This is a genomic window from Nocardiopsis exhalans, assembly GCF_024134545.1.
In the GTDB taxonomy this organism is placed as follows: domain Bacteria; phylum Actinomycetota; class Actinomycetes; order Streptosporangiales; family Streptosporangiaceae; genus Nocardiopsis; species Nocardiopsis exhalans.
Window position 1 is genome coordinate 957348 of the sequence record NZ_CP099837.1, and the last position, 14774, is coordinate 972121.

The window sequence follows — 14774 nt, forward strand, 5'->3', positions numbered from 1 at the left end:
GTGAACAAGACCCCCCACCACCTCACCGCGATGCCCGCGCGACGCCGCCCGGGCTGCCCCTTCGACCCCCCGCCGGAGCTGGTCGAAGCCCGTGAGCACGGGCCGATCAGCCGGCTCTCCTTTCCGGACGGGCACCAGGGCTGGCTGGTCACCGGGTACGAACTGGTCAGGTCAGCCCTGGCCGACCCGCGGTTCAGCTCACGCAAGGAGCTCATGAGCCACCATCCGCTGATCGACTACAGCGGCATCGAAGTCCCTCCGGCGCTGCCCGGCGAGTTCCTCCTCATGGACGAACCGCAGCACAGCCGTTACCGCAAGCCGCTGGTGCGCAAGTTCACCGCCCGGCGGATGCGCATGCTCACCGAGCGGGTCGAGCAGATCACCGCCGAGCACCTGGACGCCATGGAAAGGACCGGGCCGCCCGCGGACCTGGTGACCGCGTTCGCCAAGCCCGTACCCGCCATGATGATCTGCGAGCTGCTGGGGGTGCCCTACGAGGACCGGGACTCCTTCCAGGAACAGGTCGAGTCGTTCATGGACGGTGAGACCAGCGACGAGGACCTGATCGCGGCCTACACCGCCACCCAGGGGTACCTCGCGGAGCTGGTGGCGGCCAAACGCGCGAACCCCACCGACGACGTGCTCAGCGACCTCACCCACAGCGACCTGACCGACGAGGAACTGCGGGGGATGGCCCTGCTCCTGCTGGCCGCCGGGTTCGACACCACCGCGAACACGCTGGCGCTGGGCACCCTCGCGCTGTTGCGCGACCCGGAGCAGCTGGCCGCGCTGCGCGGTGACCGCGGACTGGCCCCCGGGGCGGTGGAGGAGTTGCTGCGGTACCTGAGCGTCGCCAAGACGTTCATGAGGACGGCGTTGGAGGACGTCGAGCTGGGCGGGCAGACCATCGAGGCCGGTACGGCGGTCGTCCTGTCGCTCAACACCGCCAACCGCGACCCCGAGCGCTTCACCGACCCCCACGTGCTCGACATCCGCAGGCAGGAGGGCGGTCACCTGGCCTTCGGCCACGGAGCCCACCTGTGCCTGGGGCAGCAGTTGGCCCGCGTCGAGATGGGGGTCGCGCTCCCCGCGCTGTTCGACCGCTTCCCGACGCTGCGCCTGGCCGTTCCGGCCGACGAGGTCCGGTTGCGCCCGGAGACCGCGGACATCTACGGGGTGAAGAGCCTCCCGGTCACCTGGGACGCGTGAGGGCGATCCGCTGACCCGCTGACCCGGTCCACCACCGGAGCCGGTCGCCGTCTCCGCTGCTGCCCGGCAACGAAAGAAGGCTCTGCTCAGCAGGGCCTTCGGCTCTGTCCTCCTCTCTACGCTCGCGGGGACCACGGGCCAGAGTCTGGCCACCGGCGGCAGGGCACGGATCGCGTCGAAGGGCGAGGCGATCCAGCCCAGGAGGTCCTGGGCGGCTCCGGCTCCGGCCAGGCGGAACAGCACCCGGCGCCGGTAGGGGCCGGGGACCTGGTCCACCGCCGTGGTGAGCGCGGCGGTGTTGTCGCCGGGGTGGTGGGGGCGGTTGCCCCTGGCGCAGGGTGGCGACCAGGATCTCGTGGGTGTTGGCGCGGGCCAGGTCGTCGACGTCTGGCGGGACCTTCTCGGGTCCCCGCCGCGCGGCGCCTCGTCGGACTTCTTCGCCTCGGGCGGTGACTCGCTCCTCGCGTTCCGGTTCGTTTCCGCGTTGCGCGAGAGGCACGGGATCGCACTCGACCTGAAGGGGTTCATGGAGGACAGCCGGTTCGGGTCCCTGGTCGAAAGGTGCGCACCCCATGGATGACACACCCTGGCTGGTTACCCGACACCCACGCCCGGCCCCAGATCTGCGGTTGATCTGCTTCCCGTTCGCCGGTGGCAACGCGGGCCTCTTCGATACGTGGGGGCCGCAGTTCCCCGAGTCGGTTGAGGTGTGCGCGGCCCGTTTGTGGCGAGAGAGTGCGGTGCGATGTAGCGCTGGAACGTGTCGATGCCTTCTAGCTGTTGAGGGGTGAGTGTTGCCCTCGGGCCGGACTCGGGGGTGGAGACCTGGTCAGTCTGCGCGCGGAGGCCGGGCGGCAGTGCCGCCCGGCCTCGTTGTTGTGTGACGGCCTCCTCGTCCACAGCCCTGCTCCTCGGTGTGTCGGTGCTCTGGCTCCCGTGTTCGCCGGGCGGGGCGGGGTTCCTGCCAGCGTGCTGGCTGCCCGGGTGAGCTCGTGGTTGGGTGCGGGCCGATTGGGTGCGAGGGCCGTGAGGGTGTGCGGCATCGCGGTGGTCGGGTCCAGTCCCAGCAGGCCGGAGTACCGGGCTGCGACGCTGGGGGTAGGACTGTGCCCTGAGGCGCAGTGTGAGGAGCACGTGTTCGCCTTCCTCGCGCAGTCCTCGGACTGCTCGGGCGGCGTTGTCGAGGGTGTGGTGCACGGTGGCGTTGGCTCCGGGACGGTCGATGAGCCAGATCTGTAGGTGGTCGCGCCCGGGAGCGTGGGCGAAGTCGTGTGTGCCTACTCGGCAGAGGGAGACGACGGCGTCTACGTGCAGTTGTTCTGGGGGAAGGTCGGCGAGGGCGAGGTTGCCGAGGATGACGCCAGAGTCGTGGGGGTGGGCGACCGGGCGTTCTCCCCAAGGCCGGGTAGTTAGCGTTCTTGCTCTTGACGCAAGTAACACGCTCAAGGAGTCCTGACCGCGAACGAAGACCACGGAGCCCTGTAGGACGGGAAGTCGACCAAGGCAACCCCGCCCCTCAGGAACTCCGTCGCCCTACCATTGTCCACCACCCGCTGCCCTGGCCACCATTCACCACACCATCACCGTGGCCCCAGGAGCGTTCGCACCCGGCCAACTCGGAGCGCTGACCACCGTCATGGGCTTCGAGCTCGTCGACGCGATACTCGAACAGACCCGCAGCGTCCAGCAACGGCTACGCGCCCTGCCCACCCGGGTCGGCGTCTACTTCCTCCTAGCCATGTCTCTGTTCCCCGAAGTCGGATACGCGCTGCTCTGGAACAAGATGACTACGGCCCTGGACGGCGTACCCGTTGTCTCGCCCACAGCCAGGGCACTACGTGACCGGCGCCGCTACCCGGCTCCCGCCCTGGTTGGATGAGGGCCTGGTGTTCGCCAAGGGGGCCTACCGCCTGAGGGAGGGCACTTTCGCGGGTGGCCCCATACACCCGGACAGGGTGTCGAGAGTGTTCGATGCCCGTATCCACAAGCACGGGCTCAAGGACATCCGGCTTCACGACCTGAGGCACACGTGGGCGGCTGGCTCTCAAGACCGGGGCCAGTGAAGGTGGTTCAGGAGAGGTTGGGTCACGCCAACCCGTCCATCACGATGAACATCTACGCTCACGCGCTGCCGGGTATGCAGGCCGAGGCCGCTGAGCAGGTGGCAGCCCTCTTCGACTGACACGATCCCGTCGCACCCCCCGTTGCGACCCGGGCATGAAAAAAGCCCTGTGACCAGGGCTTTCCATTGTGTCCGAGGGGGGACTTGAACCCCCACAGCCTTAACGGCCACTAGCACCTCAAGCTAGCGCGTCTACCTATTCCGCCACCCGGACCGGGCTGTTCGGCGTGTGTCGCTCCGAACAGGTTTAACCATAGCAAAGGTCTGAGGGCTTCCGAACCAGTTTTCCGGCGGGGGGTGGTCGTGACAGGCTCTAGGGCAAAAGGTGCGGCCGGAGACGGGAGAGCCAGATGGTGGATCCAGGTAAGGAACTGAGCGCGGGCGAGGTCGAGGTCGTCGACCTGTGCCGGGAGCTCATCGAGTTCGACACCTCCAACTACGGCGACCATTCCGGGCCGGGGGAGCGCAAGGCGGCGGAGTACGTCGCGACCAGGCTCGACGAGGTCGGGGTGGAGTCGCGGATCTACGAGAAGCACCCCGGGCGCAGCAACGTGGTGGCGCGGATCACTGGTGAGGACTCCTCGCGGCCGCCGCTGCTCATCCACGGGCACCTCGACGTGGTTCCGGCCGCGCCCGAGGACTGGACCCACCACCCCTTCGCCGGTGAGGTCGCCGACGGCTGCGTGTGGGGCCGGGGCGCGGTCGACATGAAGAACATGAACGCGATGGTCCTGGCGATGCTGCGGCAGCGGCTGCGCGAGGGGCGCAAACCGCCGCGGGACATCGTGCTGGCCTTCCTCGCCGACGAGGAGGCGGGCGGTACCTGGGGCGCCCAGTACCTGGTGGACGAGCACCCCGAGCTGTTCGCCGACTGCGACTCCGCGATCAGCGAGGTCGGCGGTTTCTCCTTCACGGTCAACGAGAACCGGCGCCTGTACCTGGTGGAGACCGCGGAGAAGGGCATCGCGTGGATGAAGCTCACCGCGCGCGGCACCGCCGGGCACGGTTCGATGACCAACCGGGACAACGCCGTCACCGAGCTGGCGGCGGCGGTCGCGCGGCTGGGGCAGCACGAGTTCCCGGTGCAGCTCACCCCGACGGTGCGGACCTTCCTGGAGGAGATCTGCGAGGAGTTCGGGATCCCCTTCGATGAGAAGGACGTGGACGCCACGGTGGCCCGGCTGGGCCCGATCGCCAAGATGATCGGCGCCACGCTGCGCAACACCCTCAACCCGACGGTGCTCGGCGGCGGCTACAAGGCCAACGTCATCCCGGGTGAGGCCACCGCTCAGGTGGACGGGCGCTTCCTGCCCGGCACCGAGGACGAGTACTTCGCGAAGATCGACGCGCTGCTCGGCCCGAAGGTCAGCCGCGACTTCATCCACCACCTGCCCGCCGTGGAGACCTCCTTCGACGGCGGCCTGGTGAACGCGATGTCGGAGTCCCTGCTGGCCGAGGATCCGGGGGCCAAGGCCGTCCCCTACTGCCTTTCGGGTGGGACGGACGCCAAGAGCTTCTCCCGGCTGGGCGTGCGCAACTACGGTTTCGCGCCGCTGAAGCTGCCGCCGGAGCTGGACTTCGCCGGCATGTTCCACGGGGTCGACGAGCGCGTCCCCGTGGACGGCCTCCAGTTCGGGGTACGGGTGCTGGACCGTTTCGTCGGCATGAGCTGACCAGCTGTGTTGACCTAAATTCCGATGAGGGCTGGCCGAATCTTTCGGGTCCGGTCGCCGCAAAGTCGGACGAACCGCGCCGGGAACTTCTCGGCGCGGTTGGTTTTTTCGCGCACTGTCACTCAGGGTGATGCTACGGTTTCTTTCAGTTCGACGTTGCCCTGTGTTCTGGGGCTTCGTGGAGCGACCGTTCGCGGCGCCGCCGCACGGGACCGTTCAGTGACAGCGAAACGAAGGGGCATCCATGGTGCTCGCGAGCCGAGGGTGGCTGGTCTCAGCCAGTCGCGCTGCTCGCAACCCCCGTGGTGCCTACGCCCGCTTGCTGATCCTGTCCGGAATCGTCGCCGTGGCCTGGCTGGCCGGGGGAGTGGGTGTCGCGCACAGCGAGACCTCCACCGAATCCGGCGGGCTCGGCAACCTCGGCGGCAGTGTCCTGGGCGTCGGTGAGATCACCGACCGCACGGGGCAGGCCGCCGGAGAGCTCCGGGAGACCCGCCTCTCCGACACGGCCACCCGAGCCGCTTCCTCCACCGGAGCCCTCACCGAGACCGTCGTGCCGCAGGCGTCCGCGCTTCCCGCGAACGCGCTTCGGGAGACCGGTGTCAGTGCGGCCCTGGAGGAGAGCGCGGTCGGCTCCGTCGCCAACGAGATCGTGCACGACACCGGCCAGGCCGTCGACGACGCCGCACGCGGGGCCACCGGCCTCGTCACCGGGGTCGCCCGCACCGGCCAGGAGGTCGTCGAGTCCACGGACGGGTCCCTGCGCGAGAACGCGCTGGTGGACACCGTCACCTCGGGTCTGGCCGACACGGTCGGCCAGGGCGGGATCGACGCCGTGACCGAGAACGGGCGGCCCTTGGGACTGCCGGTCCTGGGCTCGGCAGAGGACTCCGCCTTCGCCACCCTGCCCGCCGACCAGCGTCCCGACGCCGGTGCGGACGAGCGCGAGCGCCAAGAGCGTGAGCGTGAAGAGCGCGATGCCCGGGTGGCGCGCGCGGCCGACGAGATCGCCGCGCACGTGGTGGAGAACTCGTGGCGTGTGGCCGACGAGGCCGCACGCAAAGCCGAGGACGCGACCGCCGACGGGGAGTCCGCGGAGCGGATCCGTCTGATCGGCGGCGGTTCCTACCACCAGGTCGGGCCGGACACCACCGGTGCCTCCGCCCCGTCCTTCCAGGCCCCCGGCGCCGCCGGGTTCCTGATGGCCCGCTCCGAGCACATGGTGCTCCGGGCCCAGCGGGTCGCCCTGCCCGGCGACCCCAACCTGGTGGTCCGCGACGCCGCGGACGACCCCTCCTTCTCCCCCGACTAGCCGCGTTCCAGACCGCGGCCGGTCCGTGCGCCCTGCGCACAGCCGCCCCACCGAATCCGGTCGGGCGTGCTCTCTTCCCCAGGCTCCCACGCCGGGAAATCCGTCCGCGGTCCTTGAGGCACCAACAGACCTCTCCTCGTCGACCAAAGGACAGCCGATGACCCAGACAACCCACCTCCGACTCGCCGCGGTCCTGGCAGCCGGATTCATCGTCACCTCCCACGGCGTCGCCCTCGCCGACACCACGACCAGCGGTAACGGGTCGATCGGCGGCGGCAACCAGGTGGTGCTCGACGTCGACGCTCCGGTCAACGCCTGCGGGAACGCCATCGCGGTCCTGGGCGTGGCCGGAGCCAACTGCGCCGGCGGCGACGCCAAGGTGACCGAGACCAAGACTCCGAAGGACCCCTACCCCGGCTACGAGGGCTACGACCCGGAGGAGCCCGAGGAGGAGCCCGAGGAAGAGGAGCCGGTCGAGGAGGAGCCGGAGGAGGAGCCGCGCGAGGAGGAGCCCGAGGAAGAGGAGCCGGTCGAGGAGGGGCCGGAGGAGGAAGAGGAGCGCGAGGAGCAGACCGAGGAGGAGAAGCCCTCCCCCGAGCCCTCCGCGTCCGCGTCTCCTTCCGCTCCGCCCGCCGACGAGAGCCGCCTCGCGGTCACCGGTACCGACCAGAGCGCCCTCGCCGGGCTGCTGGCCGCCGCGGTCCTGGCGGTCGCCGCCGGCGCCGGGCTCCTGCTCTTCGGCAAGCGCCGCAGGGCCCGCGCCTGATCAGCTTCCCGGGCCGCACGGCCCGGGGGTTGACGCGAGTCCCGCAGCACCGGCCAAGGCCATGTGCTCGGGGTTCACGTCAGCCGCCGCCCAACCAGGGCGGAGCTGATCGACGGGGTGCGAACGTCCGCACGCAGCCAGCGCAGACGGACGCGGCCGCACCCGACAGCCCGGCAGACCCGCACCGACCAGGTGCGGAGCCGACCGGATGATCCCCGGCCTTGGCCGAAGGCCCGCGCCCCACCCAGGGGCGTGGAACGGCCTGTGGCCCACAGCACGACACCTTCTCATCTACTCGTTCACTCGAAAGGACTTCCCACATGCGTAAGTGGGCTAGCACCTCCGCGAAGTCCGTGCTCCTGGCGGCCGGCTTCGTGGCCCTGGGCAGCGGCGTCGCCTTCGCCGACAGCAACGTGGTCACCAGCGGCAACGGTTCGATCGGCGGCGGCAACCAGATCGTCGCCGACGCCGACGTGCCGATCAACGTCTGCGGCAACGCGGTCGGCGCCCTCGTCGGTGTGGCCGGGGCCTCGTGCACCGACTCCAACGCCATCACCCGCGGCCACCGTGACGTGCGCACCTCCGGAAATGGTTCGGTCCTGGGCGGTAACCAGGCCGTGGCCCACGCGGACGTTCCGATCAACGTCACCGGCAACGCGATCGGCGCCCTCGGCGGTGTGGCCGGGGCCCAGTCGACGGACAGCAACGCGATCGTGGACCACAGCCGCGGCGCCGGAGAGTCCGAGCACCCGGACATCGCCACGTCCGGAAACGGTTCGCTCCTGGGCGGTAACCAGATCGTCGCAGACCTGGACGTCCCCGTGAACGTCTCCGGTAACGCCATCGGTGCGGTCGGCGGTGTCGCGGGTGCGGCTGCCACCGACGCTGACGCGATCGTCCGTAACAGCGGTCACGGCGACAACGGCACCGGCAACGGCGACAACGGCAACGGCGACGGCGACAACGGCAACGGTTACCACCACGAGGTCGAGCACCAGTCCGCTCCGGTGACCACGCAGGACCTGGTCGCCGAAGCCCTCGACAACGTCCAGCTCCTGCCGGACACCTCCGGTGTGGACGCGGGCGTCCTGCGCCAGTCCGCCCCGGTCGAGCACCAGTCCGCTCCGGTTCGCGAGCACCAGTCCATCGCCACCTCCGGCAACGGCTCCGTGCTCGGCGGCAACCAGGCCGTCCTGGACCTGGACGTGCCCGTGAACGTGGCCGGCAACGCGGTCGGCGCGGTGGGCGGGGTCGCGGGTGCGGCCGCCACCGACAGCGACGCCATCGTCCGCGATTCCCACCGCGACATCGCGACCTCCGGCAACGGCTCCCTGGTCGGCGGCAACCAGCTGGTCGGCGACGCCGACGTGCCGGTGAACGTCGCGGGCAACGCCGTCGGCGCCGTCGCGGGCGTGGCCGGTGCCAGCGCGACCGGCTCCGACGCCAAGGTCGTGCACCAGAGCGCCGAGACCGAGCCCCAGTCCTCCGCCCTGGACAGCATCCCGCTGGTCAGCGAGCTGCCCGAGGTCCCCGTCTCCGAGATGCTGCCGGTCGGCTACGACCTGAGCGAGACCGCCGCCCAGTCGGTCGAGGAGCACGCCCCGGAGCGGGCGCAGGAGCTGCCCGAGGCCACCGAGATCCCGTCCGTCGACCCGGTCGGTGACCTGCTGGGCGCCGTGGGCGTGGGCCTGTAGGGACCAGAACGGCTCCGCGAGGGGCCGAGCGGGGGGTGTGCCCGGACACGGCCACCCGTCGAACCAGGGGAGTGCGGCCTCCCGTTCCGTTATGGAACGCGGTGGACTGCGGGAAGCCGGACCCCCGGGCACGGCGGTGGCGGTGGAAAGGGCCAGTGTCCCCGCTACCGGCACCCAGGTGCCGTAGACGTCCGAAGCACTGTGTTTCGAAGCGCAGGGTGTTCGAAACGCGGGTGGTGAGTCGCCTCCGCCCTCCCGTTCCGTTATGGAACGCGGTGGACTGCGGGAGCGCGGAGGTGGCGACCACCGGCTGAGGGACGTGAGCCGAGTCCTCCCGGGAATATCCGGGAGGACTCGCCGCATTCTGGAGGCAGGGACACCCTGAACCCCTCAAGTGTGATGCAAGTCACTGAGAAAGGGTGTTCCAGGTGCTCGCCAGAGCCGGAAACGGGGCGAAGGAGAGCGCCGCCACGGCCGGTAGCGCACGTTAGGGGCCGGTACCGGTCCGGGTAGCGCTTATTCTGCGGGTGCCGGTGGGTAAGGGCCGAGAGTCCGCGCGGGGTGAGCCCCGAATGAGGGATCAGGCCCGCTCACCGACGGGGGAGTGCCTGTAGTTCGGTTACTGTCGGTTCCCACGGGATCCGAAGGACCGCGGCCGACAGAACACGTAAGGCTAGACGTAGGGGAAACAGCGTGCCACCCACGAAGGGCAGCGCCGGCAAGAACGGCTCGAAGGACAAGGCAGGTCAAGGAGCGGGTACCGCTCTCGTCATCGTCGAGTCACCAGCCAAGGCGAAGACCATCGCCGGTTACCTGGGGCGCGGCTACGTCGTGGAGTCCAGCATCGGCCACATCCGCGACCTGCCTACCAAGGCCGCGGAGATCCCCGCCAAGTACAAGGGGCAGCCCTGGGCCCGGCTCGGCGTGGACGTGGACGGCGACTTCGAACCGCTCTATGTCGTCAACACCGACAAGAAGGCGCACGTCAAGAAGCTCAAGGAGCTCATGGCGGACGCCGACGAACTCCTACTCGCCACAGATGAGGACCGCGAGGGCGAGGCCATCGCCTGGCACCTGCGCGAAGAACTCAACCCGCGCATCCCCGTCCGCCGGATGGTCTTCAACGAGATCACCAAGGACGCCATCCAACACGCCGCGAACAACACGCGCGACCTGAACACCCGTCTGGTCAGCGCCCAGGAGACGCGGCGCATCCTGGACCGCCTCTACGGCTACGAGGTCTCCCCCGTGCTGTGGAAGAAGGTCATGCCGAAGCTCTCGGCGGGCCGCGTGCAGTCCGTGGCCACCCGGCTGGTGGTCGAGCGCGAGCGCGAGCGCATGGCGTTCACCTCCGCCGATTACTGGGACCTCAAGGCGGTCTTCGACGCGACCGACGCCGGTGCCGCCGAGGGGCCCTCCGCCTTCCCCGCCACGCTGGTCTCCGTCGACGGCAAGCGCATCGCCGCCGGACGCGACTTCGGTCCCCAGGGCACGATCCGCGCCGACCGCGACGTGCGCCACCTGGACGAGGCGACCGCCCGGGGCCTGGCCGAGCGCCTGGCCGGGGCCGGGTTCGCGGTCAAGTCGGTGGAGCGCAAGCCCTACCGCCGCTCGCCGTACGCGCCGTTCCGCACCACCACCCTCCAGCAGGAGGCGTCCCGCAAGCTCAACCTGTCCGCGAAGCAGACCATGCAGGTCGCCCAGCGGCTGTACGAGAACGGGCACATCACCTACATGCGTACCGACAGCACCACGCTGTCGGACAGCGCGGTCAACGCCGCCCGCAACCAGGTGCGGCGCCTGTACGGCGGCGACTACCTGCCGGACAAGCCGCGCGTGTACGCCAAGAAGGTGAAGAACGCGCAGGAGGCGCACGAGGCGATCCGCCCCGCCGGCGACACCTTCCGCACCCCGAACGAGAGTGGCCTGAGCGGCCCCGAGTTCCGCCTCTACGAGCTCATCTGGAAGCGCACCGTCGCCTCCCAGATGAAGGACGCGGTCGGTGAGTCCGTCACCGTGCGGATCGAGGGGACCTCCACCGACGGCGAGGTCGCCGAGTTCAGCGCCAGCGGCAAGATCATCACCTTCCACGGGTTCCTCAAGGCCTACGTGGAGGGCTCCGACGACCCGGCCGCCGACCTGGACGACCGCGAGCGCCGCCTGCCCGCCATGGCCGAGAACGACCCGGTCAAGGCGCAGAGCCTGGAGGCCGAGGGACACAGCACCCGGCCACCCGCGCGCTACACCGAGGCCAGCCTGGTCAAGGAGCTGGAAGAGCGGGAGATCGGCCGCCCCTCCACCTACGCCTCGATCATCGGCACCATCCTGGACCGCGGCTACGTGTTCAAGAAGGGCACGGCACTCGTGCCGTCCTTCCTGGCCTTCGCCGTGGTACAGCTGCTGGAGCGGCACTTCGGCAACCTGGTGGACTACGAGTTCACCGCGCGCCTGGAGGACAGCCTCGACGACATCGCCAAGGGCGAGGCCGAGAGTCTGCCCTGGCTGCGCCGGTTCTACTTCGGCGGCCAGGACGCCCAGGGCAACGAGGAGACCGGGCTCAAGGCGCTGGTGGGCGACCACATCACGGAGATCGACCCCAAGGAGGTCAGCTCCATCCCGCTGCCCGGCACCGACATCGTGCTGCGGGTGGGGCGCTACGGCCCCTACCTGGACCGCGAGGGCGTCCGGGTGAACGTGCCGGAGGACCTGGCGCCGGACGAGCTCACCGAGGCCAAGGCCGAGGAGCTGTTCGCCCAGCCCAGCGGGGACCGGGAACTCGGCGAGGACCCGGAGAGCGGCCACATGATCGTGGCCAAGTCCGGGCGCTTCGGCCCCTACGTCACCGAGGTCATCCCGGAGCCGGAGGAGCCCGAGGGCGAGACCAGGCCCAAGGCCAGGAAGGCCGCCAAGGTCAAGCCGCGCACCAGCTCGCTGCTGAAGAGCATGGACCTGGACACGGTCACCCTGGAGGACGCGCTGCGCCTGCTGTCCCTGCCCCGCGTTGTGGGCCAGATCGACGGCGACGACGTCACCGCCCAGAACGGCCGCTACGGTCCCTACCTCAAGAAGGGCACGGACAGCCGCTCCCTGGAGACCGAGGAGCAGATGTTCACGGTCACCCTGGAGGAGGCCCAGGCGATCTTCGCCCAGCCCAAGCAGCGCGGGCGCCGCGCCGCCGCCCCGCCGCTGCGCGAGCTCGGCGAGGACCCGGCGTCGGGCGCCAAGATGGTGATCAAGGACGGCCGTTTCGGTCCTTACGTCACCGACGGCGAGGTCAACGCCTCCCTGCGCAAGGGTGACGAGGTCGAGTCGATCACCGACGAGCGCGCCGCCGAGCTGCTGGCCGAGCGCCGGGCCAAGGCGCCCGCCAAGAAGAAGGCACCGGCGAAGAAGCCCGCCGCCAAGAAGACTCCGGCGAAGAAGACGGCCACCGCGAAGAAGACGGCCACCACCACGGTCAAGAAGGCGGCTGCGAAGAAGCCCGCGGCCAAGAAGACCGGTGAGCCGAGGACCACCGCGAAGAAGGCCGCCGAGGAGTAAGCGGGCACAGGGCAAGCAGTACAGAAGTAGGCAGCACAGAAGTAAGCAGCACAGAGTAGGCAGATCGCGGTCACACGTACTCACCTGGGCGTTCCCACACGGGGCGCTCGGGTGAGTGGTGTACCGGGGTATCGCAACGGATACGCAACTTCATCCTCTGTTCGGGGATGATCTTCCGTACTACTGTGTGCCTGACGGATGGGGCCACTGAAACGTGTGTGACCCCGGACGTATCCCCCGAATTCCCTGGACAGGCTGGTCACGCCTGTCAGTTCCTATCCCCCTCATCGATAATCTTGAGCGCTATGAGCAGATCTGCACCCCTGGGAGCGCCGGCCGAGGCGCAGAACGTCCTCGCGATCACACCCTTCAGAAGGCTGTGGATCTCGCTTTCCCTCTCCAACCTCGGGGACTGGCTGAGCCTGCTGGCGTTGGTGTCCCTCGCGGCCATCTTCACCGCCGAAAGCTCCACACTCGTCCACTATCTCGCCGTCACCGGCGTCGTCGCCATCAAACTCGCCCCCGCGGTCCTGCTCAGCCCCCTCGTCGGGTCTCTCGCGGACCGGCTGGACCGGCGGTGGACGATGGTCGGCGGCGACGTGCTGCGCGGTCTCCTCTACGTTTCCATCCCGGTCGTCGGGCTGCTGTCCTCCGGCTTCGCGCTGCAGTGGCTGCTGATCGCGAGCCTGCTCGCGGAGATCGTCGCGCTCCTGTGGACCCCCGCCCGGGACGCCACGATCCCCACCCTCGTCCCCAAGCGGATGCTCGGCCAGGCCAACAAACTGACCTTGCTGGCGACCTACGGGGCCGCGCCGGTCGCCGCCCTGCTGTTCGCCGCGCTGGCCTCGGTCAGCAACCTGCTCGGCGCGCTCGTGCCGTCCATGGCCAACCCCGAGGCTGACGTCGCCCTCTACCTCAACGCCCTGACGTTCTTCGTCGCGGCGATCGTCGTCGCCTCGCTGCCGCTGCCCAAGCACGCGGTGTCCAAGGGTTCGCTGAGCCCCAACCGGGACGCGAACACGATCCACGCGGTCCTCGCCGGTCGCACCGCGGTCGGCAGCGGCCCGTTGGTCCGCGGTGTGGTCACCGGCCTGGCCGTCACGGCGGCCGCGGGCGGTCTCGTCCTCGGCGTGGGCCGACCGCACGTGGAGAACCTCGGCGCGGGCAACGCCGGTTTCGGCGTCCTGGTCGCCGCGCTCTTCCTGGGCCTGGGGCTGGGCGTGGTCTCCGGGCCGCGCGTCCTCAAGCAGTTCAGCCGACGCCGCCTGCTCGGGTTGGCCGTCGTCCTGGGCGCGCTGGCCCTGCTGTTCACCGGCGCCATCTCCGACATGGTGCTCTCCGCGGTCCTGGCCCTCGTCCTGGGCCTGGGCGCCGGTCTGACCTGGGTGATCGGAACCGGGCTGATCAGCGTGGAGGTGGAGGAGGAGCAGCGCGACTCCGCGTTCGCCCTCCTGCACGGCACCGGCCGCCTCGCCCTGCTCCTGGGCGCTGTCCTGGCCCCGCTGGCCGCCGGGTTCGCCGGTGACCACGAGATCCCGCTGGGCGGACCGCTCACCTACGACCTGTACGGCAGCGGCCTGGTCCTGATGGCGGGCGGCCTGATCGCGGTCGTCGCGGCGGTCGTCGCCTACCGGCAGGCCAACACCGGCGACCCGGAGGCCGGGCCCGGCCTGCTCCCCGAACTCTTCGCGGCCCTGCGCGGGGTTACCCCCACGGCCGAAGAAGAGGAGGAGGCCCGGCTCACCGGTGCCTTCATCGTGCTGGAGGGCGGCGAGGGCGCGGGCAAGTCCACCCAGGTGCGCGAGCTGACGGTGTGGCTGCGCGACCAGGGCTTCGAGGTGGTGGGCACCCGCCAGCCGGGTGCCACCAAGCTCGGTATGCGGCTGCGCGGCATTCTGCTGGACCGCGAGAACTCGCACATCACCGACCGCGCCGAGGTGCTCCTCTACGCGGCGGACAAGGCCGACCACGTCGAGCAGGAGATCCTTCCGGCGCTGCGCCGCGGCGCCGTGGTGATCAGCGACCGCTACGTGGACTCCCTGCTCGCCTACCAGGGCGCCGGGCGCGACCTGGCGGTGGAGGACGTGGGCGAGATCAGCGCCTGGGCCACCCAGGGCCTGGTTCCGGACCTCACGGTGCTGCTGGACGTGCGGCCCGAGGACGGCCTGTCGCGCCTGGGCGGCCCGGCCGACCGCATCGAGTCGGAGTCGGTGGAGTTCCACACCAGGGTCCGCAAGGGCTTCCGCTCGCTGGCCGAGGCCAACCCGGACCGCTACCTGGTGCTCGACGCCCGGGAGCCGCAGGAGAAGATCACCCGGGAGATCCAGCGCCGGTTGCGTCCGCTGCTGCCCGACCCGATCGACTCCAGCTCGGAGGCGGTCACGGGCATGATCCCGGTGATCCGCCCCGAGCAGGAGGCGTAACAGCACGTGTAGCCGGGCGCCTGGCGGGCGCCTGA

General features: G+C 70.0%; 10 protein-coding genes and 1 tRNA gene. 10 read left to right on the forward strand and 1 reads right to left on the reverse strand.

The features are described 5' to 3' along the window. Positions 1–30: 30 nt before the first annotated feature. The 4 genes from NE857_RS04290 to NE857_RS04305 all read left to right on the forward strand — a co-directional run bounded on the left by NE857_RS04290 (position 31) and on the right by NE857_RS04305 (position 3391). The gene (locus NE857_RS04290; protein WP_425572155.1) at positions 31–1209 is read left to right on the forward strand and encodes a cytochrome P450; all 1179 of its coding nucleotides are present in this window, start codon (positions 31–33) and stop codon (positions 1207–1209) included. A 322-nt stretch (positions 1210–1531) separates the two neighbouring features. Next, positions 1532–1789, forward strand: a complete 258-nt coding sequence (locus tag NE857_RS04295; RefSeq protein ID WP_254419907.1) for a phosphopantetheine-binding protein — start codon at positions 1532–1534, stop codon at positions 1787–1789. A 1005-nt stretch (positions 1790–2794) separates the two neighbouring features. Continuing rightward, complete coding sequence (locus tag NE857_RS04300; RefSeq protein ID WP_254419908.1) at positions 2795–3088, forward strand: transposase domain-containing protein; 294 nt, start codon at positions 2795–2797, stop codon at positions 3086–3088. A gap of 201 nt (positions 3089–3289) precedes the next feature. Beyond that, positions 3290–3391: an integrase gene (locus NE857_RS04305; RefSeq protein ID WP_254419909.1), complete on the forward strand. Its 102-nt coding sequence runs from the start codon at positions 3290–3292 to the stop codon at positions 3389–3391. Positions 3392–3460: 69 nt separating this feature from the next. Here NE857_RS04305 and NE857_RS04310 read toward each other — a convergent pair. Further along, positions 3461–3545 (reverse strand) — tRNA-Leu (locus NE857_RS04310). Between the two features lie 136 nt (positions 3546–3681). Between NE857_RS04310 and NE857_RS04315 the strand changes: the two genes are divergently transcribed. From NE857_RS04315 to tmk, 6 genes are all read left to right on the forward strand, one after another. After that, positions 3682–5004 (forward strand): M20/M25/M40 family metallo-hydrolase, encoded by a 1323-nt coding sequence (locus NE857_RS04315; protein WP_254419910.1) that lies wholly within the window; start codon positions 3682–3684, stop codon positions 5002–5004. 244 nt (positions 5005–5248) lie between these two features. Next, positions 5249–6316 carry a hypothetical protein gene (locus tag NE857_RS04320; protein ID WP_254419911.1) on the forward strand — a complete coding sequence of 356 codons (1068 nt, stop codon included), beginning with the start codon at positions 5249–5251 and terminating at the stop codon, positions 6314–6316. Between the two features lie 157 nt (positions 6317–6473). After that, complete coding sequence (locus NE857_RS04325; RefSeq protein WP_254419912.1) at positions 6474–7082, forward strand: chaplin family protein; 609 nt, start codon at positions 6474–6476, stop codon at positions 7080–7082. 320 nt (positions 7083–7402) lie between these two features. Continuing rightward, positions 7403–8776 (forward strand): hypothetical protein, encoded by a 1374-nt coding sequence (locus tag NE857_RS04330; protein WP_254419913.1) that lies wholly within the window; start codon positions 7403–7405, stop codon positions 8774–8776. Positions 8777–9469: 693 nt separating this feature from the next. Next, a complete protein-coding gene (gene topA / locus NE857_RS04335; protein ID WP_254419914.1) occupies positions 9470–12316 on the forward strand; it encodes a type I DNA topoisomerase in 2847 nt (948 codons plus the stop codon). 305 nt (positions 12317–12621) lie between these two features. Then, complete coding sequence (gene tmk, locus NE857_RS04340; protein ID WP_254419915.1) at positions 12622–14739, forward strand: dTMP kinase; 2118 nt, start codon at positions 12622–12624, stop codon at positions 14737–14739. The last annotated feature ends 35 nt before the right edge of the window (positions 14740–14774 follow it).